This is a genomic window from Kitasatospora sp. SC0581, from assembly GCF_048159585.1.
Lineage (GTDB): Bacteria > Actinomycetota > Actinomycetes > Streptomycetales > Streptomycetaceae > Kitasatospora.
The window spans coordinates 31,877-50,212 of sequence record NZ_JBLRWA010000037.1 but is presented as its reverse complement, the minus strand read 5'-3'; the positions used below and the strand labels follow the sequence as shown (position 1 = coordinate 50,212).

The following is an 18,336-nucleotide window of genomic DNA, read 5'->3' as shown; positions in this document are numbered from 1 at the left end:
TGCGCCCCTCCTCGCCCGCGGCCGGGCCGCTCCCGGTACGGAGCGGCCCGCCGTCCGCGCGGCGCCGATCGGCCGGGCGGCCGGTGCCGGGGCAGGCCCCGGCACGGTCGACCGGGCCGGTCAGCCGCGCAGAACGACCAGGTCGTCGCGGTGGACGACCTCGCGCTCGTACGCGGCGCCGAACTCCTGGGCCAGGTCGCGGGTGGACCGGCCGAGCAGGCGGGGCAACTCCCTCGCATCAAAGTTGACCAGTCCGCGAGCCACGATGTGGCCGTTTTCGGCAAGAAGGTCCACCGGATCACCCGCGGCGAACTCCCCGTCGACCTTGGTGACCCCGGCGGGCAGCAGCGAGGCGCCGCCGGAGACGACCGCCCGGACGGCGCCCTCGTCCAGGTGCAGCGCCCCGCGCGGGCTGCTCGCGTGGGCCAGCCAGAGCATCCGGTCGGAGGTGCGGCTGCCGGTGCGCAGGAAGAGCGTGCCGGTGGGCCGGCCGGCCAGCGCGTCGGCGGCCTGGCTGGCGGCGGTGAGCACCACCGGGATGCCGGCGCCGGTGGCGATCCGGGCCGCCTCGACCTTGGTGACCATGCCGCCGGTGCCGACGCCGGCCTTGCCGGCGCTGCCGATCTCGATGCCGTCGAGGTCCTGCGGGCCGCGCACCTCGGCGATCCGGCTGGTGCCGGGGCGGGACGGGTCGCCGTCGTACAGGCCGTCCACGTCGGAGAGCAGTACGAGCAGGTCGGCCCGGACCAGGTGGGCGACCAGGGCGGCCAGCCGGTCGTTGTCGCCGAACTTGATTTCGGCGGTGGCGACGGTGTCGTTCTCGTTGACGATCGGCATCGCGCCCATCGCCAGCAGCTGGTCCAGGGTGCGGTACGCGTTGCGGTAGTGGGCGCGCCGGCTGGCGTCCTCGGCGGTGAGCAGCACCTGGCCGACCCGGATGCCGTACCGGGCGAAGGAGGCGGTGTAGCGGGCGACCAGCAGGCCCTGGCCGACGCTGGCGGCGGCCTGCTGGCGGGCCAGGTCCTTGGGCCGGCGGTCCAGGCCGAGCGGGGCGAGCCCGGCGGCGATCGCGCCGGAGGAGACCAGCACCACCTCCGGGGCCTCGGGGCGGCCGCGCAGCTTGGCGAGCGCGTCCACCAGGGCGTCGACGCGGTCGGCGTCCAGGCCGCCGGTCGCCGTGGTCAGGGACGAGGAGCCGACCTTGACGACGATCCGTCGCGCGGTCAGCACCTCCTCCCGCAGAGGGTCCTCGCTCATCTCGCTGTACGCCCTTCCGGTGTGGTGCGGGTACGGCGGGGCCCGGGCCCGGCCGTCACCCCCGAAATCTACGCGATCCCCGCAGGTCACCGGCGGGGTGTTTCACCGGATGGACCGGATCCGGTACGGGCCGCCACGGGCCGCCCGCCAAGCCGGATGGCTGGTATGGTCCCTGACCGCAAGCCAGATCGGGGGACGGCTTCTTGCCCGCTGTACCCATGTCGTCATCGACCCTTCCTGTCACGACGGGCGGCGCCGCACTGGGCAAAGGCCGGCAACGGTCGCGGCCGTGCGCCCAGGAGAAATGCGCACCATGCGTTCGTACACCACCAAGCTGACCGTCGCCGCGCTCGCGGCGGCCACCGCCCTCTCGCTCGCGGCCTGCGGGCCGGACAACCCGGACACCCCGGCCGGTACCGGCGGCGCCACCGGCGCGGCCCCGGCCCAGACCGGCGCGCCCCAGACCGGCGCGACCCCGGGTGCCACCGCCGGGGGCGCGGCCGGCGGTTCGGCCGCGGCCCCCTCGGGCGCGGCCCCCTCCGGTGCGGCGGGCGGGGCCGGCACGGCCGGTGCGGCGGGCGGCGGGGCCGGTGCCGGAACCGTCCCGGCGGCCGCCACCAGCGTGAAGGTCGGCCAGAGCGCCACCGTGGACTTCGCCGACAAGACCTCCAAGGTCGCCACCAAGCTGGAGGTCACCGTCACCGGCGTCGAGGCCGGTTCGGCGCAGGACTTCACCGCCGCCAAGATCAGCATCGTCGGCCTGGAAGGCCGCACCCCGATGTACGTCAGCTACACCATCAAGAACCTCGGGGACGCCAGCCTCTCCTTCACCGCCCCGGACTCGAAGCTCGTGCTCTTCGACACCACGGGCAAGAAGGGCGTCAACGTCCTGACCGCCGCGACCCCGCTGCCCAAGTGCACCGGCGCGAAGTTCCAGGGCGTGGCCAAGGGCGCCGAGGTCAAGGGCTGCACCATCATCTCCACCCCCGGCAACACCCCGGCCGCCGTCGGCTACACCGACCTGGCCGACCCGCTGAAGCTCCAGGCCTCCTGGACCAAGTGACGCCCAGTCACCGCCGGACACGCGGACGGCCCCCGCCACCTCGACAGGTGGCGGGGGCCGTCCGGACCGGACCGGTCAGCGGTCCTCAGTCCTCAGTCCTCGTCGTCGTCGCCCTCGATGGCGGCCTGGCGGCCGCTGGAGAGCGCCTCGAAGGCGAGGAACTCGGACTCGGCCGCGTCCCGGCCCTTCTGCTTCTCGCGACGGCGGTCGACCGCCGGGCGCGGGGTCTCGAAGCGGTGGTCCTCACCACGGCGGCCGAGCATCTCGGCACCGGCGGCCATGGTCGGCTCCCAGTCGAAGACGACGGCGTTCTCCTCGGGGCCGATGATGACGGTGTCACCCTCGTGCGCCCCGATCTTCCACAGCTCCTGCTCGATCCCGAGGCGGGCCAGCCGGTCGGCGAGGTAGCCGACGGCCTCGTCGTTGCTGAAGTCGGTCTGGCGGACCCAGCGCTCCGGCTTGATGCCGCGGATGCGGTACGCGCCGTCCTCCTCGGTGATGGTGAAGCCGGCGTCGTCGACGGCCTTGGGCCGCAGCACGATCCGGGTCGATTCCTCGGCCGGCTTGGCGGCGCGCGCCTCGGCGACGATCCCGGCCACGGCGAAGCTCAGCTCGCGCAGGCCCTTGCGGGAGGCGGCGGAGACCTCGAACACCCGGTAGCCGCGCTCCTCCAGGGAGGCGCGGGTCAGGTCGGCGATGTCCTGGCCGTCCGGGACGTCCACCTTGTTGAGCGCGACCAGGCGCGGACGGTCTTCCAGACCGCCGTACTCGGCGAGCTCGGCCTCGATGGTCTCCAGGTCGGTCAGCGGGTCGCGGCCGGGCTCCAGGGTGGCGCAGTCCAGCACGTGCACCAGCACCGAACAGCGCTCGACGTGGCGCAGGAACTCCAGGCCCAGGCCGCGGCCCTGGCTGGCGCCCGGGATCAGGCCGGGCACGTCGGCGATGGTGTAGACGGTGTCGCCCGCGGTGACCACGCCCAGGTTGGGGATCAGGGTGGTGAACGGGTAGTCCGCGATCTTCGGCTTGGCGGCCGAGAGCACCGAGATCAGCGAGGACTTGCCGGCGCTCGGGTAGCCGACCAGGGCCACGTCGGCGACGGACTTGAGCTCCATGACGATGTCACGGGCCTCGCCGGGCTCGCCGAGCAGCGCGAAGCCGGGCGCCTTGCGGCGGGCCGAGGCCAGCGCGGCGTTGCCGAGGCCGCCGCGGCCGCCCTGGGCCGCGACGAAGCTGGTGCCGTGGCCGACCAGGTCGGCCAGCACGTTGCCCTTGCGGTCCAGCACCACGGTGCCGTCCGGCACCAGCAGGACGAGGTCCTCGCCGTCCGCGCCGGTGCGGTGGCCGCCCGCGCCGGGCTTGCCGTTGGTGGCCTTGCGCTTGGGCGAGTGGTGGTACTCCAGCAGGGTGGTGACCTGCGAGTCCACGGTGAGGATGACGCTGCCGCCCTCCCCGCCGTTGCCGCCGTCCGGGCCGCCGAGCGGCTTGAACTTCTCGCGGTGCACGGAGGCGCAGCCGTGGCCCCCGTTACCCGCGGCGACGTGAAGTTCGACGCGGTCCACGAAGGTGGTCATGGGTGTGCCTCCAGTGCGCGAGAGTCTGCTTGCTACCTGCGTAAAGCGTGAAGGGTGGACCGGAGAATTCCGGCCCACCCTTCACTGTGAGTCTTGTCCCGACCCGGTGGGTCTTCTCAGACTCGGGAGTCCGCGGGGACTCAGGCCTCGACGGCCACGATGTTGACGACCTTGCGGCCACGACGGGTGCCGAACTGCACCGCACCGGCGGTCAGCGCGAACAGGGTGTCGTCGCCACCGCGGCCGACACCGGCACCCGGGTGGAAGTGGGTGCCGCGCTGGCGGACGAGGATCTCGCCGGCGGAGACGACCTGGCCACCGAAGCGCTTCACGCCGAGGCGCTGGGCGTTCGAGTCACGGCCGTTACGAGTAGAGCTTGCGCCCTTCTTGTGTGCCATTTTTCGCTATCCCCTTACTTGCTGACCGAGTCGATGCTGGTGATGCGCACCGCGGTGTGCTGCTGACGGTGACCCTGACGGCGGCGGTAGCCGGTCTTGTTCTTGTAACGCAGGATGACGATCTTGTCACCCTTGGTCTGGTCGACCACCTCGGCGTGAGCCTTCACGCCGGCCAGGACCCACGGGTCGGAGGTGACAGCGTCACCGTCGACGACGAGGATGGTCGAGAGCTCGACCGAGTCACCCGGCTTGGCCTCGATACGGTCGATCTCCAGCACGTCGCCGACGGCGACCTTGTGCTGGCGGCCGCCTGCGCGAACGATCGCGTACATGCGGTACCTGCTTTCCTTGCTCGGTCGGAACCCCCGACGCCAGCCACCTGGGTACGGACACAGGAGCCTCTCCCCGGCCCTCCGCGCGAACGCGGTGACCTCGGGAAGGTGATGTGCTCGGGAGCAATGGCGTAGACACGCCGATGGTCAAGAATACGGACCGGCCGCCCGGGGGGCAAACCGGCCCGTACGGCCCGGGGCGGGATCACTCCCGCCCCGGGGCGTGGGCACTACTCGGACGCCGTATCACCCTCGGCGGCCGCGGCCTTCTTGGCCGCCGCGCTCGTCCGCTTGGTGGCGGTCTTGCGGGCGGTGGTCTTCTTGGCCGCCGTGGTGGTCTTCTTGGCGGCGGTCTTCTTCGCGGCGGTCTTGCGGGCGGCCCGCTTCTTCGGCGCCGGCGCCTCCTCGGCCGCAGCCTCGGCGGCGGCCTCGACGGCCTCGGCGGTCTCCGGTGCCTCGACGGCCTCCGGAGCCTCGGCGACGACCGCGGCCTCCGCGGCCACGACCGGCTCACCCGGCGCCTCGGTGACGGCCTCGGCCGCGGCTTCCGCGACCGCCGGGGCGGCGGCCTCCAGGGCCGCCTCCAGCGCCGCCTCGGCCTTGGCCTGGAGCACCACGATCTCGGCGGTGCCCGGGGAGCCCGCCGGAGCGGTCGCCTTGCGCACCGCGCGGCGGCGCGGACGGCCCGCCGGAGCGGCGGCCGGGGCCTCCGCCACGGGAGCCTCGACGACCGGGGCCGGGACGGCGGGAGCCGCCTCGGCCGGGGCCTCGACGCCCGGGACCTCCAGGGCCAGCTGGCCCTCGATCTCCTCGCGCACCGGCTCGGCCGGCTCGGCGAAGGCCTCCACCGCGACCGGCTCGGCCGCCACGGCCACCGCGGCCTCGACGGCCTGCGGCTCCTCGTGGCCCGCGCCGCCCTTGCCCCGGCGACGGCGCTTGCCGCTGCCCGCACCGGCCTCGCCCGCCACCACGGGGGCGTGGACGTGGGCGCTCGGCTGCTCCATGTGGACGATCACGCCGCGGCCGTTGCAGTGCACGCACGGCTCGGAGAAGGACTCCAGCAGGCCCTGGCCGACCCGCTTGCGGGTCATCTGGACCAGGCCCAGCGAGGTGACCTCGGCCACCTGGTGCTTGGTCCGGTCCCGGCCCAGGCACTCCAGCAGGCGGCGCAGCACCAGGTCGCGGTTGGACTCCAGCACCATGTCGATGAAGTCGATCACGATGATGCCGCCGAGGTCGCGCAGCCGCAGCTGGCGCACGATCTCCTCGGCCGCCTCGATGTTGTTCCGGGTGACCGTCTCCTCCAGGTTGCCGCCCTGGCCGACGAACTTCCCGGTGTTGACGTCGATGACGACCATCGCCTCGGTGCGGTCGATCACCAGCGAACCGCCGCTGGGCAGCCAGACCTTGCGGTCCAGCGCCTTCATCAGCTGCTCGTCGATCCGGTAGGTGGCGAACACGTCCACCTCGGAGGTCCACCGCTGGAGCCGCTCGGCGAGGTCCGGGGCCACGTTGGAGACGTACTCGTGGATGGTCTTCCACGCCTCGTCGCCGGAGACGATGACCTTGGTGAAGTCCTCGTTGAAGATGTCGCGGACGACCCGGACGGTCATGTCCGGCTCGCCGTACAGCAGCGCCGGGGCGTTGCCGGTCGCGGCCTTCTTCTGGATGTCCTCCCACTGCTGCTGGAGGCGCTGGACGTCGCGGGTCAGCTCCTCCTCGGAGGCGCCCTCGGCGGCGGTGCGCACGATGACGCCCGCGTCGTCCGGGACGATCTTCTTGAGGATCTGCTTCAGCCGGGCGCGCTCGTTCTCCGGGAGCTTGCGCGAGATGCCGGTCATCGAGCCCTCGGGCACGTACACCAGGTAGCGGCCGGGCAGCGAGATCTGGCTGGTCAGGCGGGCGCCCTTGTGGCCGATCGGGTCCTTGGAGACCTGCACCAGCACGGACTGGCCGGACTTCAGCACCGACTCGATCCGGCGCGGGCCGCCGTGGCCCAGCGCGCCGAAGTTGACCTCGCCGGCGTACAGCACCGCGTTGCGGCCCTTGCCGATGTCGACGAAGGCGGCCTCCATCGACGGCAGCACGTTCTGGACCTTGCCCAGGTAGACGTTGCCGACGTACGAGGTGGCCTGCTCCTTGTTGACGTAGTGCTCGACCAGCACGCCGTCCTCGAGGACGCCGATCTGGGTCCGCTGGCCGCTCTGGCGCACCACCATGACGCGCTCGACCGACTCGCGGCGGGCCAGGAACTCGGCCTCGGTGATGATCGGCACCCGGCGGCGGCCCAGCTCGCGGCCCTCGCGGCGGCGCTGCTTCTTGGCCTCCAGACGGGTCGAGCCCTTGATGGACTGCACCTCGTCCGGGTCGAACGACGGCTCGGTGGAACGGCGGCGCGGCTCGCGCACCTTCACCACCGTACGGACGCCGTCCTCGGTGGTCTCGGCGGTCTCGACGGCGCCGGCCTCACCGCTGCGGCGGCGACGGCGACGGCGACGGCGCGACGAGGACAGGCCGGCGGCCAGGTCGTCGTCCTCCTCGCCCTCCTCCTCGGCGACGGCCTCGGCCGACTCCTCGACGGACTGCTCGGTCTCGACGGCCTCGGCGGCCTCGAACTCCTCGGCCTCACCGCGGCGACGGCGGCGACCGCCCCGGCGGCGACGGCGCGACGGACGGCCGTCCTCCCACTCGTCCTCGGTCTCCGGACCGGCGGCGGGGGCCTCGACGGCGGGCGCCTCGACGACCGGGACCTCGACGACGGGTGCCGCGACCGGCGCCTTCGCCGCGGCCTTGGCGGCCTTCGCGGCGGCCTTCACCGGAGCCTGGGCGCCCGACTTGCGACGGGTCGGCTCGACCCGGGTGCGGACCCGGCGGCGACGGCCGACACCGCTGTACTCGAACTCGTCGTCCTCCTCCTCGCGCCCGGCCTGCACCGGGGCCGCGGCCGGAGCCTCGGCCTTCGCCGGGGCGGCGGCGGGCTGCTGCGGAGCGGCCTGCGCCGCCGGAGCGGACGGCGCGGCCGGTGCCGCCTGAGCGGACGGCGCGGCCGGTGCCGCCTGAGCGGACGGCGCGACGAAGGAGGCGGGCTCCTGGAACACCGGCGCCTGGAAGACGGCGGTGGCCGGGCGGACCGCACGGCGGCGCACCCGGTGGGGCGGCTCGGCCTCGGCGGCCGGGGCAGCAGCGGCGGGCCGGGCGGCCGGCGCGGCGGCGGGGGCCTCGGCGGCCTCCTCCTCGGGCTCGTCCACGACGGCGGGCTCCTCGGCCTGCGGCTCCTCGGCGGCGGGCTCCGCCACCGGGGCCTCGACGACCGGCGCGGCCTCGACCACGCGACGGCGGCGGGGGCGGCGGGCCGGAGCGGCCGGGGCCTCCTCGGCCACCGGCTCGGCGGCGGGGGCCTCCACGGCGGGGGTCTCGACGGCCGGCGCCTCGACGACGGGGGCCGCGGCCTCGGCCACGGGGGCACCGGCGGGCGCCTCGGCGCGCTTGCGGGTACGGCGGGCCCGGACGGGCTTCTCGGCGGCCGGCTCGGCCGTCGGCTCGGCGGTCTCCGCCTTCGCGGCCTTGGCGGCCCTGGTGGTCTTCGAGGCCTTCGCGGCCTTCACGGGGACCTCGGCCACCGGGGCCTCGACGGCCTCCGGCGCGGTCACCACGATCGGGGTGGCCTCCGGCGCCCCGGCCGGGGCCTCGGCGCGCTTGCGGGTACGGCGGGCCCGGACGGGCTTCTCGGCGGCCGGCTCGGCCGTCGGCTCCACGGCCGGAGCCGGGGCGGCCGCGGGGGCCTCGGCTGGCACGACCGTCTCGGCCGCGTCGGCGGCCGCACCCTGCGGGGTACCCGCCGGGCGGGACACCGCGCGGCGGCGACGGCGCGGCGGCGCGGCGGACGCGCCCTCACCATCGGTCGCGGCGGTTTCGTTCTGTTCCGTGGCCGCAGTCTGCTGCGGATCGGTGTTATCGAGCATGCGGGTGGATCTCCCGTCAGGCCCCCGGGCTCCGCATCCGGGCACGGCACGGCACCGCTGGGCGGTCGGCATCACGACGATGCCTGGACCGGACCCTTGGAACGGTGCCGCCGCGCGGACGCGAGGCCGCACAGGGGCTCGTAGTCTCGCTCGGCGCCCCGCACACGGCGGGGTGTCGAAAGTCTTCTGGTCTGACCAGTCTTCTGAGGTTTTCCCAAGCTGCGCCGTCCCCCAACCCCGGGTGGCTCCCGGACGGGGTCCCGGACCGGCCGACCTTCCTGGTCGGCAGGCCCCGGTTGGCAGGCCTGCGCTGCGACGACGCTCGCTCCCCTGGGGAGCCGCGGGAACCCTGGAGGACCGTCGGGCCCAGTGAGGCACTGGGCCCGGCCTCCCCCCGCTAGGCGGACGCGGTAGCGTGCGGCCCTGCTGCCGGCTCCGAGCCGACCGGGGCCGCTGCGCGGTCGAGCGCCAGCGGGTCGGTCACCGTGCCGGACTCCTCGTCGAGCGGCCCCTGCGCCAGCCTGGTCACCTCTGCGGGGACCGGCGGCGCCAGGTCGGCCGTCACACGGAGACCGGACAATACGTCGTCGGGTCGTACGGCTGGTGTGGCGTGTCGTACTACCAGGCGCAGTATCGCACAGGGACGGCCGGTCCGAACATCGCGGTCGGTTCCGGCCCCGGCGTCCGCACCGGCCTCGACCTGGGCCGGGACGGCTTCCAGCGCCGCCACCGCGCCCCGCGCGTCGAAGACCCGCAGGCCGTTCTTGGTGCGGCGCTCGACCTCGACCCGCTCGGCGGCGAGGAAGCGCGCGACCGCGTCGGCGGCCGCGTCGGGCTCGACACCGTCCAGCCGGAGCAGCCACTCGGAGGCCTCCAGGCGCTCCACGAAGTTCGGCGTCCGCACCTCGACCGCGTCGATCACGTCCAGGCCGGTCGGCAGCGACTCGTCCAGCTGCGCCCGCAGCTGCTCGGGGTCGCGGACAGCGGCCAGGCCGATCTCCAGGTACTCCGCCTCGCTCGCCACCCCGGTCGGGGCCGCGTTCGCGTAGGAGACCTTCGGGTGCGGGGTGAAGCCGGCCGAATAGGCCATCGGAACGGCGGACCGGCGCAGGGCGCGCTCGAAGGCGCGCTGGAAGTCGCGGTGGCTGGTGAAGCGGAGCCGGCCGCGCTTGGTGTAGCGGAGACGAATCCGCTGCACCGTCGGCGCGGGCGGCGGACCGTCGGGCGTACGGCGTGCCAGGGTCGCTCAGTCCTTAGTCAGTTGTCCCCGTCCGGCGTGGCGTCTTCCCGCCACTGTCCGGACTCTGTCACCTCAAAGGGTACGCGCCCCGCCACCCCCCTCGCTCCGCCCCTGGTCAGAGCCGCTCCTCAGTCCAGCGATCCGGGCTCGGCCAGCCACCTGGCCTTGAGGTCGGCGTGCTTGGCGATGGTCTCGAAGTCCCGGTCGTAGTGCAGCACGGTCAGTCCGTGGTGCATCGCCGTGACGGCGACCACAAGGTCGACCACACCCGCGGACCGATGGCTGCCCGATTCGGCGAGCCGAAGCTGGAGCGCCGGAATCCGCTGCCAGACGTCATCAGGCACGACCCACCAGGTGTACAACCGCTCGAACTGCGCCCGCATGGCCCGCATTTCGGCGGCCGACCGAGCCGAGTACAGCAGCTCGCCCTCAGTCGGAGCGCACATGCCGATCTTCCCGGAGGCCAGGGCCTCGCCCCAGAGTGACAGCGTCGCCGGTTTCGCGATCAGCCGCGCCGCTGCCGAGGTGTCGATCAGGAAGCCTTCCCGAGCTCCCATTCAGCCCCACCCTGCTTTCCGCGCCGGACCTCGTCCTTGAACCCGGGCTCCAGCACCTTGTCGAACGCACCGTCCTCAGCGAGCCGCGCGAGTTCCTGCAGCGCGAGCTCCCTGCGGCGCCGCGCCCCTATCTCCGCCAGCGCAGCGTTGACGGTGTCCTTCTTCGTCGTGGTTCCGAGCACCTCGGCAGCCAGGGCCAGCGCTTCTTCATCGATGTCGATCATCGTCTTGGCCATACTCTACACCTCCCCTTATCTACACTGGACCATGTTTAAATTCTATACTCAATCAGGGTACCCAGATAGACAGTAGCGCCCCGTGCTGGATACATCCAGCACGGGGCGCCGAGGCTGTACGACTACTTGTTGACGACCGTCAGGGGGAGCATCTTCTCGCCGGTGGGGCCGATCTGGATCTGGGTGTCCATCTGGGGCTAGATAGAGGCAGTCCCAAAACCGTCGAGGGGGTCACCGACATGGCGAAGCGCACCCGTACGACACGCGCCGCGCAGCAGAAGGCGTACACGGTAGAGGCCGAGTGGACCGCTGCGGATCTGGCGCTGCTGGCGGACCTGATGAGAGCCGAGGCCGCCCTTCCGGCGGACGCGCCCCGGGCACTCCTCTCGGTCCGGCTGTCCGTGCTGACGGAAGACACCACCTCCCCCGTCCGCCAGGAGCTCGACCTCCGCCGCGAAGCCCTGAACCGGGGGTGCCGGGTGGTCGGCGTCGCCAGCGACCTGAACGTGTCCGCGACCAAGGTGCCCCCGTGGAAGCGGAAGCAGCTGGGCGACTGGCTGAACAACCGGTCGCCCGAGTTCGACGTGCTGCTGTTCTGGAAGCTCGACCGGTTCATCCGCCGGCTCTCCGACCTGAACACGATGATCGACTGGGCGTTGAAGTACGGGAAGAACCTGGTCTCCAAGCACGACTCGATCGACCTGACCACGGTCGTCGGCAAGATCCTGGTGACGCTGATCGGCGGCATCGCGGAGATCGAGGCCACCAACACGAGCACCCGGGTCGCGAGCCTCTGGGACTACGCCAAGACCCAGTCCGCCTGGCTGGTCGGCAAGCCCGCCTTCGGATACACGACCGCCGAGGACGAGAACGGCAACGTCGTCCTCGTCATCGAGGCCGACGCGCACAAGGCCCTGCACTGGTGCCGACGCATGGCCCGTCGAGGCGTCTCCGCTACCCGCATGGTCAAGCTACTCAAGCGCGCGGGTCTCGCCAGCGACGGCCTCACGGCCACGACCCTCCTACGGCAGCTCCGCAACCCCGCCTTGATGGGCTACCGGGTAGAAGAGGAGAAGAAGGGCAGCGCCCGCCGGTCCAAGCTCGTCCTGGACAAGGCCGGGAAGCCCATCCGGGTCGCGGAGGCCGTCTTCGCCGACGATGAGTTCCACGAGCTCCAAGCGGATCTCGACAAGCGCAGCAAGAACCAGCCCCAGCGCCGGCCCGGCGGAGCCACGAAGTTCCTCGGGGTCTTCGTCTGCGTCGACTGCAAGACGAACATGCTGGAACAGCGGAACCGCGTCAAGGACCGGGTGTACGAGTACCTGCGGTGCCAGGGCTGCAAGGGCGGAGGCCTGGGCGCCACCAACCCCGACGCGATCAACGCCAAGCTCGTCCTCGACGTGCTGTCGGTCCTCGGCGATGAGCCCGTGCAGGTGCGCGAGTACGCACGAGGTGCAGAGGCACGCGCCCATGTGGCGCAGCTTGAGGAGTCCATCTCCTACTACATGAAGGAACTGGAGCCCGGCGGCCGGTACGCCAAGACCAGGTTCACGCGCGAGCAGGCGGAGGAGACGCTGGACAAGCTGATCACCGAACTCGGGGAGATCGACCCCGAGACCACCGAGGACCGGTGGGTGAACGTGGCCAACGGGAAGACGTTCCGGCAGCAGTGGGAGGACGGCGGTACCGAGGCCATGGCGGCGGACCTCCTGAGGGTGGGCGTCCGCTGCGAGGTCACCCGGACCAAGGTCCAGGGTCAGCGGGCTCCCGCGATCAAACTGCGGCTGCTGATCCCCAAGGACTACCGCGACCGGCTGATCGTGAAGGAGGACGACTTCGCGAGCAAGCTCTGACGAGCGGCCGACCATGCGGAAGCCCCCGGTCATCAAGGCCGGGGGCTGTCATCACTCAGTGCTTGGCGGGGTCGTACGGCTCTTCGTGGCCCTCGTCGTCCACGATGACGATCTCACTCTCGATGATCGGGGCCAGGAGCACCTTCTGCCGTAACGGGACCGGCCCTGCCGCCCGAGGCTCGGCCGACGGTCGGAGAGCAGCGCGCTGGGTTGTCACGCTCTCCCCCGGTCTCGATCCGCCACCTTCGCCTCTTCACGGGCGATTTCCCTGTTGGTGGCGAGGTCTTCGGCGATGCCGGCCGCGATCAGCACTTCGGCCGGGGAATGCCTGGCCCCGACGAAGCGCCAGGCGCCTTCGGTCACCGTCTCGCTGTCCCAGCCGCTGTACAGGCCCTGGGCGTGTTCCGCACGAGCGGCCCTGAGCTCCCCATATGTAGTGGAGTAGGCCCGCGTCTTGGTGAGGCAGTGCCCCCGGAAGCCGAGCATGTGGGCCCAGGCGCGAAGGCGCAGGTGTTGCAGTTCGGGCATGCCGCCGAGGCGCCAGGCGGTGGCGATGAGCGCGCGGACGTGCGGGCTGACCCACAGTGCCTGTATCTCCGCCAGGGAATCGATGCGGCGGTCGACAGCGCCCGCAGCTTCCACGCTCTTGCTCGTGTACTTGGCTACGTAGGCGGCTACGGCGTCGTCCGTGATGCGTCCACCGTCCCCGTTTGTGAGCCGGTGCGCGTCCAGCTGAGTGCCGAAGCCGAGCCGTCCGCCGCAGTAGGCCGCCGAGTCGGGGCACGGGAGCGCCACGGCGGCAGCCGCCGAGCGGACGGTACCCAGGAGAAGCTCCCCCGTCGCCCAGGCAGGAGGCGGGGCAGTAGGGCCATCGGGACCGTCGAGTCTGACGACGGCGTGGAAGTGGACGGCACCGCGCTTCTGGTACTCGGCGACCTTGGCCGCAGAGACCCGGACCAGGGTGCGTATCTCTGACCGGCCGACGCCCGCCCGGGCGGCGAGGTGGTGGTGGAGGTTGTCGCGGAAGGCCTTCCACAGCACCGGGGCCATGGCGTTCCAGAGGATGTGGCCGGGGTAGTCGTAGCAGTCCGCACAGAGCGGCTGCCCGACGAGCGGGTCAGCGTCCGGGTGGGTTCGGCCGCAGCCGTGCCGGCCGCCGTATTCGCAGCGCCGGCGGCGGGCAGGGTGGCAAGCACCCGCTCGGTGGACCGGGCCGAAGGAGGGGGCGGTCAGGGTGACGAACAACCGCGGGTGCGTCCGCACCGCCTCCGGGACGCCTTTGCCGCCGATGAGGCCGGAGCGGACCAGGTGGAAGGTGTCGCCGCTGTGCTCACGGGAGCAGGGTGCGCAGCGGGAGGCCCGGCGGTTGCGGCAGCGGACAGCGAGCCGGCCGCCGGGTTCGGTGGCGGTCGTGAAGTGCCGGAGCACTTCACCGGTCTCCGCGTCGAGGGTTGTGGTGTGCCCGGAGAGGTACACCGGTTCGGCGCAGCCACCGGTGGCGCGGATCTGCTCCAGCCAACGGTTCAGGTCCGGCAGCTCGCCGATGCGGACGAAGTCACGCTCCACCGGCGGCAGTTGGCGCAGCCGCGCCTCCCGGTCGAGGAAGGCGCGGCGTGCGGCGGGGTCGGTGTACGGGTTGGTGCCGGCGGTCATGGTGGGTGTCTCCAGGGCCAGGGTTCGCCGGGCCCCGGCCGGGCCAGGCAGGCGGTGGCGCGGCCGGGGGTGGCGTTTGGGTGGGCGGGCCGGGTGGTTGGTCGGGTTGGCACGGTGATCACGCCTCTCAGGTGGTGTGGGTGAGCCCTTGCACGATCCAGGTCACGGCGTAGACGACGGGGTCGGCCCATCCGATGCGGTCGAGGTAGACACCGAGGACGCCGGTCAGGACGACGTGCCAGACCTTGAGTTCGCCGGAGCGGACCAGGAGGAAGGTGACGAGGGCCAGGACGGCGGTCAGGATGAGGGCGGCGCCCATCAGAGGTAGACCCCTTCGCTCGACTCGTCCGGCACGTGAAGGCCGGGCCAGGCCGGCGCCAGCCGGGCGTACTTCCTGGCAGCGCGACGCGCCTGTTCAGGGGTGACGTGGACGGACCGGGCCCGAGCCCATCGGCCGTCGGCGTCCGCCGCGATGGCGACGCCCTGCTCGGCAACAGTGATCTGCTGAGCTGCGACCAAGGCGTCCTTGTCGAGGTCGCCGAGCGCCATCTCCGCCGTCCCGGCATCGTTCACCCGGTGGCAGACCCGACCGGCCAACTGCGCTCGCAGGGCGGTCACCCCAGGCCCGAGGTCCGAGCCGACCCGTTGCCCCGCGATCACCAGGTGGACACCCAGGGCCGCGCCGAGCTGGGCAAGCCTGAGCAGGTTGGTGGAGATCTCCCCCACCTCCGCCTTGTCCTCCCTGGTCGCCGCCAGGTACAGCTCCGCGACCTCGTCCACGATGAGCACGACGGGCATCTTGCGGAGCTTCGCCGGGAGGTCCCAGATCGACCGGGCCCCGACCGAGCGGCACAGCTGCATCCGCGCTTCGGCCTCCGCGACCAACTCCGTGAGCAGGTGTGCGGCTTCGGCCCGGGTGGCCGCCAGCGCCGACAGCCGGTCCTCGAACAGGGACAGCTCCATGCCGCCCTTGAGGTCGATGCCGAACAGAGCGACGCGTTGCGGGGCGAGTTCCTTCACCAGCGCGGCGATGAGAGTGGACTTCCCGGAACGGGTCGCACCGACGATCAGCCAGTGCGGCACCCGTCGCAGGTCGATCGTCCAGGCCCGGCCGTCCTCCAGCAGGCCGACCACCGCCCGCAGCAGCCGCTCCTTCAGCCGGTACGGCAGCACCGGCGCACGGAGCGGGTCCCAGGCCAGAGCGGACAGGGTGACGAATCCGCGTTCTTCGGACAGCAACCGAACCGAGTGGACCCGCCACGCGTGCGCGAAGGCTTCCACAGCGACAGTGAAGTGTTCGGGCACCTGCCCGGGATGGAGCCGCACCACCACGTCCAGGCCGCCGTGCCGCAGCTTCGGTACGCCCAGGCGGGGCGGGGCCGGCCGCAGCGGATCACCGCGGACGACCGTGTCCCCGATCAGCGCACGCCCGGGACGTTTCGCCACGGCGAGGCCGAGGTTCGTGGTCAGCCGCCGCCACGTCACCCGCACCCGCACGGCACTCACCGGGTAGCCGAACAGGCACCACCAGAGATAGGGGTAGTTGCGCCGCACCGACGGGGCGATGCTGAGCCCGATGAGCACCGTCGCCAGCATCGCGACCCAGAGCAACTGAAGGACGATCACGGCCGTCCCCCGTTCTCCAGCACCGCGTTCTGCGCCTCGACCTCCAGGTCGCGGGCCTGACCCACGGTCTTGGTGGCGACGGCGGCGATGTGGTCGAAGAGCTGGGCCCCCTCGTCGTCCCGACCGAACGGGTCGACCTCTTCCGCCAGGTCCCCAAGCTCCCTCAGCAGGCCGCGCAGCCTAACCCGCGTCGCGCTGCTCATCAGGCGTCGCCGCCCTTACGCGAGGCCGCCGGAGCAACAGCCGGAACGGGCGAGATGGCTTCGGCCCGGAAGGACAGGCCGTGTCGGTCCCCCATCGCCCACGAGAAGGCGGTCAAGCCGGTGACGTGCACCCGCACGCCCTCGACCACGCCGACCGGCTCACCAGACACGCTGATCTCGATGATCGAGGCCCGCCGGCCGTCCTGCCGAACCGCGACACCGACCGTGTAGACGGTCTGGCCATCCCGGTCCTTCCTCAACTCCCCGGTCTCACGGTTCGCCACCCGCGCCTCGGGGGCAACGATGCAGGTCATCGTGCCGAGCCGGGTTCCATCAACGGGAATGGACTGCATGAGCGCACACTCCTCTGACACCAAGGCCGCATGACGTTAGTCGTCAAACGTACTTACCTTTGGCGCCTCGATGATGCTCCTCCTTGACGCTCCGACGCAAGCAATTCATGCTTACGTTTAACGGCTAGCAACTGACGACAGACATAGAGACGCCGCCCGACCAGGGCAAACGACGACAAACGAACCCTCGAAAACGACACGGCACACGCGAAGCGGGCCCCTCCCCCGGCGCCCGCACCAAGGGGTCAACACCATGGCGATCATTCGGAACGAGGCGCTGCACAAGCAGGTCGCAGCTGCGATGCGACAGTCGATCGCCAACGGCGAGTGGCCCCCCGGGACCCAGCTGCCCACCGAGACCGACCTCGCCAAAACCTACGGCGTCTCCCGACCAACCGTCAGGCTCGCCGTCGCCGCCCTCCGCGGCGAGGGCCAGTTGGACGTGAAGCAAGGCCGCGGCACCTTCGTCCGCGCCGCCGTCCACGGCCCGAGTGCCAGTCTCGATCGGACCATCGCCGCCCAGGGCGACACCTTCTCAACGCCCATCGACGCCTGGTTCGACCGCGCCGAAGAACCCACGGTCTACCGCACCCGCACCGACGCCATCACCGCGCCGCTGCTGGAGATGGAGCAGGACGAGCTGATGCTCGGCTGCGACCGCCTCCTCACCGCCCCCACCGGCGACGGCCGCGCCCTCCACCGCCTCCTGCTCCCCATGGAACGCATCGAGGCCACCCCGCTCGCCCAACACCCCACCGCCACCCCAGCCGAGGCCTACGCGACCCTCGCCACCGCCGGCCACGACCTCACCTGGCGCGAGCGAGTCACCGCCCGAGTCCCCCAGCCCGACGAGCGAGAGGCTCTCCACCTCTCCGAGGCTGCCGTCCTCCTGGTCGCCCACCGCATCACCTGCGACCAGGCCACCGGCCTGCCCCTCATCCTCGAAGAGACCCGCCTCGGCGCCGAAAGCACCGCCCTCACCTACGCCATCGACGCCCACAAGCCGAAGCGCGCCAAGGCCTCCCGCTAACCACCCCGAACAAGCCCCAGCCCCCACGTCCGCACCGGGCGCAGGGGCTGTCGCAACTCTTCTTCACTTACTCAAGGGGCGCGCACAGCGCGCCAGCGCGCGGCCCAGCCGCTCGCCGTCGCTCCTGTCTTGCGCCCCACTCCGGCGGCGGCCGGCCGCGCACGTCGAACGTGCGGCCGGGAGGGTAGCCGAGGTTAGAGCCCGTCGTGGCTGGGGTCGGGCGGCTCCACGGTTTTACCCACCTCCCAGGCTCGGGACCCGAGTCGAGCAAGAACGGGGGGCCACTCGGCCAAATTGCGGTCAGGCCCAAAAGCCCTGACCGAGTCGCAACAGCTTACGGCCCCCCGATCATGCTCGACCCCAAACCAGGCAGGACACCGGCCAAAACCGCTCCGCCGCCCTGCGCTAATCCTGCAACCTCTGGCGGAATTCATCCAAGCGCAAGAGGCAACGGGCCAGGCTTGGCGATTCCTCTGCCGCGATCCGAGGTCGCCACATCGTGCGGCCAAATTCTCGAATATCGGACACGTATGTGGGGCCAATGGAAGTTCCGCTATTGGGGCGCGGAACCAATCCTTCCCGAATGTCCCGCTTTCGAGACTTTCGGGCACGATTGATTATTTCCTGCTTGGGGTCGTTCAAGCTATCCGGATTCCTGGGGATGGTAGATTCTGCAACGCCAAGGAATGACGATATAGCCTGCCTGTCGGCCAGTAGCCAGGCCTCAAGTTCGGTGACCGCCACGCGAAAAATCATAAACTCGGAAGGGTTGGGAAGCCACTGCTTTGTGCTTGCAACGGCGCAGCCATCCGAGTCCAGATCAACAAGGACAAACCAGGGAGAAAGGCGGGCAGCCTGATTGTAGGCGGCGAGCTTTTTCAAAACCTCGGCTCGACCTCGTTTGCCTTGGAACATGGAGGGCGTGAAGCCGCATTCTCGCAGGATGGAGAAAACGGCTCCCTCATCAGACAGGCCTTCAACGACGGCCGTGATTGGGATCAC

The 18,336-nt window shown here is 71.7% G+C and carries 18 protein-coding genes; 3 read left to right on the top strand and 15 right to left on the bottom strand.

Annotated features, from left to right (window positions below; translation table 11 throughout):
- Positions 1–120: 120 nt before the first annotated feature.
- Positions 121–1,257: a glutamate 5-kinase gene (gene proB / locus ACLWS4_RS33705; RefSeq protein WP_049660991.1), complete on the bottom strand. Its 1,137-nt coding sequence runs from the start codon at positions 1,255–1,257 to the stop codon at positions 121–123.
- A gap of 304 nt (positions 1,258–1,561) precedes the next feature.
- On the opposite strand from proB, the gene ACLWS4_RS33700 reads away from it, so the two are divergent.
- On the top strand, positions 1,562–2,320 hold the full coding sequence (locus tag ACLWS4_RS33700) for a hypothetical protein (RefSeq protein WP_416876112.1): 759 nt from the start codon (positions 1,562–1,564) through the stop codon (positions 2,318–2,320).
- A gap of 92 nt (positions 2,321–2,412) precedes the next feature.
- Here the strand turns inward: ACLWS4_RS33700 and obgE are convergent, their stop codons facing one another.
- From obgE to ACLWS4_RS33665, 7 genes are all read right to left on the bottom strand, one after another.
- Positions 2,413–3,891: a GTPase ObgE gene (gene obgE / locus ACLWS4_RS33695; RefSeq protein ID WP_388044074.1), complete on the bottom strand. Its 1,479-nt coding sequence runs from the start codon at positions 3,889–3,891 to the stop codon at positions 2,413–2,415.
- A gap of 140 nt (positions 3,892–4,031) precedes the next feature.
- The gene (gene rpmA, locus ACLWS4_RS33690) at positions 4,032–4,289 is read right to left on the bottom strand and encodes a 50S ribosomal protein L27 (RefSeq protein ID WP_030309712.1); all 258 of its coding nucleotides are present in this window, start codon (positions 4,287–4,289) and stop codon (positions 4,032–4,034) included.
- 14 nt (positions 4,290–4,303) lie between these two features.
- Complete coding sequence (gene rplU, locus ACLWS4_RS33685; RefSeq protein ID WP_045696828.1) at positions 4,304–4,621, bottom strand: 50S ribosomal protein L21; 318 nt, start codon at positions 4,619–4,621, stop codon at positions 4,304–4,306.
- A 230-nt stretch (positions 4,622–4,851) separates the two neighbouring features.
- Entirely contained in the window at positions 4,852–8,583 is a 3,732-nt protein-coding gene (locus ACLWS4_RS33680; RefSeq protein WP_416876111.1) for an Rne/Rng family ribonuclease, read from the bottom strand.
- Positions 8,584–8,980: 397 nt separating this feature from the next.
- Complete coding sequence (locus ACLWS4_RS33675; RefSeq protein WP_049659422.1) at positions 8,981–9,781, bottom strand: TIGR03936 family radical SAM-associated protein; 801 nt, start codon at positions 9,779–9,781, stop codon at positions 8,981–8,983.
- Positions 9,782–9,951: 170 nt separating this feature from the next.
- Positions 9,952–10,380, bottom strand: a complete 429-nt coding sequence (locus ACLWS4_RS33670) for a PIN domain nuclease (RefSeq protein WP_117487745.1) — start codon at positions 10,378–10,380, stop codon at positions 9,952–9,954.
- Positions 10,356–10,616: a type II toxin-antitoxin system VapB family antitoxin gene (locus ACLWS4_RS33665; RefSeq protein ID WP_117487746.1), complete on the bottom strand. Its 261-nt coding sequence runs from the start codon at positions 10,614–10,616 to the stop codon at positions 10,356–10,358. The genes ACLWS4_RS33670 and ACLWS4_RS33665 overlap by 25 nt, the downstream gene beginning before the upstream one ends.
- A gap of 239 nt (positions 10,617–10,855) precedes the next feature.
- On the opposite strand from ACLWS4_RS33665, the gene ACLWS4_RS33660 reads away from it, so the two are divergent.
- A complete protein-coding gene (locus ACLWS4_RS33660; RefSeq protein WP_416876110.1) occupies positions 10,856–12,469 on the top strand; it encodes a recombinase family protein in 1,614 nt (537 codons plus the stop codon).
- A gap of 55 nt (positions 12,470–12,524) precedes the next feature.
- On the opposite strand, the gene ACLWS4_RS33655 is transcribed toward ACLWS4_RS33660, so the two are convergent.
- The 6 genes from ACLWS4_RS33655 to ACLWS4_RS33630 form a co-directional block, all read right to left on the bottom strand.
- A complete protein-coding gene (locus tag ACLWS4_RS33655) occupies positions 12,525–12,686 on the bottom strand; it encodes a hypothetical protein (RefSeq protein WP_416876109.1) in 162 nt (53 codons plus the stop codon).
- Positions 12,683–14,122 (bottom strand): replication initiator, encoded by a 1,440-nt coding sequence (locus ACLWS4_RS33650; RefSeq protein ID WP_416876108.1) that lies wholly within the window; start codon positions 14,120–14,122, stop codon positions 12,683–12,685. The genes ACLWS4_RS33655 and ACLWS4_RS33650 overlap by 4 nt, the downstream gene beginning before the upstream one ends.
- Positions 14,123–14,249: 127 nt before the next feature.
- The gene (locus ACLWS4_RS33645) at positions 14,250–14,441 is read right to left on the bottom strand and encodes a hypothetical protein (protein ID WP_392869933.1); all 192 of its coding nucleotides are present in this window, start codon (positions 14,439–14,441) and stop codon (positions 14,250–14,252) included.
- A complete protein-coding gene (locus ACLWS4_RS33640; RefSeq protein ID WP_416876107.1) occupies positions 14,441–15,748 on the bottom strand; it encodes an FtsK/SpoIIIE domain-containing protein in 1,308 nt (435 codons plus the stop codon). The genes ACLWS4_RS33645 and ACLWS4_RS33640 overlap by 1 nt, the downstream gene beginning before the upstream one ends.
- Positions 15,745–15,951: a hypothetical protein gene (locus ACLWS4_RS33635; RefSeq protein WP_416876106.1), complete on the bottom strand. Its 207-nt coding sequence runs from the start codon at positions 15,949–15,951 to the stop codon at positions 15,745–15,747. Before ACLWS4_RS33635 ends, ACLWS4_RS33640 begins: the two co-directional genes overlap by 4 nt.
- Positions 15,951–16,304 (bottom strand): hypothetical protein, encoded by a 354-nt coding sequence (locus ACLWS4_RS33630; protein ID WP_416876105.1) that lies wholly within the window; start codon positions 16,302–16,304, stop codon positions 15,951–15,953. The genes ACLWS4_RS33635 and ACLWS4_RS33630 overlap by 1 nt, the downstream gene beginning before the upstream one ends.
- Positions 16,305–16,557: 253 nt before the next feature.
- On the opposite strand from ACLWS4_RS33630, the gene ACLWS4_RS33625 reads away from it, so the two are divergent.
- Positions 16,558–17,334 (top strand): GntR family transcriptional regulator, encoded by a 777-nt coding sequence (locus tag ACLWS4_RS33625; protein ID WP_416876104.1) that lies wholly within the window; start codon positions 16,558–16,560, stop codon positions 17,332–17,334.
- Positions 17,335–17,739: 405 nt separating this feature from the next.
- On the opposite strand, the gene ACLWS4_RS33620 is transcribed toward ACLWS4_RS33625, so the two are convergent.
- Complete coding sequence (locus tag ACLWS4_RS33620) at positions 17,740–18,336, bottom strand: hypothetical protein (RefSeq protein ID WP_416876103.1); 597 nt, start codon at positions 18,334–18,336, stop codon at positions 17,740–17,742.

What these genes read in the sequence shown, in the direction of transcription:
- ACLWS4_RS33665 (WP_117487746.1), bottom strand. Translation starts at nt 10,616, where the DNA reads ATGGCCAAGACGATGATCGACATCGATGAAGAAGCGCTGGCCCTGGCT.
- ACLWS4_RS33670 (WP_117487745.1), bottom strand. Translation starts at nt 10,380, where the DNA reads ATGGGAGCTCGGGAAGGCTTCCTGATCGACACCTCGGCAGCGGCGCGG.
- ACLWS4_RS33635 (WP_416876106.1), bottom strand. Translation starts at nt 15,951, where the DNA reads ATGAGCAGCGCGACGCGGGTTAGGCTGCGCGGCCTGCTGAGGGAGCTT.
- ACLWS4_RS33650 (WP_416876108.1), bottom strand. Translation starts at nt 14,122, where the DNA reads ATGACCGCCGGCACCAACCCGTACACCGACCCCGCCGCACGCCGCGCC.
- obgE (WP_388044074.1), bottom strand. Translation starts at nt 3,891, where the DNA reads ATGACCACCTTCGTGGACCGCGTCGAACTTCACGTCGCCGCGGGTAAC.
- ACLWS4_RS33660 (WP_416876110.1), top strand. Translation starts at nt 10,856, where the DNA reads ATGGCGAAGCGCACCCGTACGACACGCGCCGCGCAGCAGAAGGCGTAC.
- rplU (WP_045696828.1), bottom strand. Translation starts at nt 4,621, where the DNA reads ATGTACGCGATCGTTCGCGCAGGCGGCCGCCAGCACAAGGTCGCCGTC.
- proB (WP_049660991.1), bottom strand. Translation starts at nt 1,257, where the DNA reads ATGAGCGAGGACCCTCTGCGGGAGGAGGTGCTGACCGCGCGACGGATC.
- ACLWS4_RS33645 (WP_392869933.1), bottom strand. Translation starts at nt 14,441, where the DNA reads ATGGGCGCCGCCCTCATCCTGACCGCCGTCCTGGCCCTCGTCACCTTC.
- ACLWS4_RS33630 (WP_416876105.1), bottom strand. Translation starts at nt 16,304, where the DNA reads ATGCAGTCCATTCCCGTTGATGGAACCCGGCTCGGCACGATGACCTGC.
- rpmA (WP_030309712.1), bottom strand. Translation starts at nt 4,289, where the DNA reads ATGGCACACAAGAAGGGCGCAAGCTCTACTCGTAACGGCCGTGACTCG.
- ACLWS4_RS33680 (WP_416876111.1), bottom strand. Translation starts at nt 8,583, where the DNA reads ATGCTCGATAACACCGATCCGCAGCAGACTGCGGCCACGGAACAGAAC.
- ACLWS4_RS33625 (WP_416876104.1), top strand. Translation starts at nt 16,558, where the DNA reads ATGGCGATCATTCGGAACGAGGCGCTGCACAAGCAGGTCGCAGCTGCG.
- ACLWS4_RS33700 (WP_416876112.1), top strand. Translation starts at nt 1,562, where the DNA reads ATGCGCACCATGCGTTCGTACACCACCAAGCTGACCGTCGCCGCGCTC.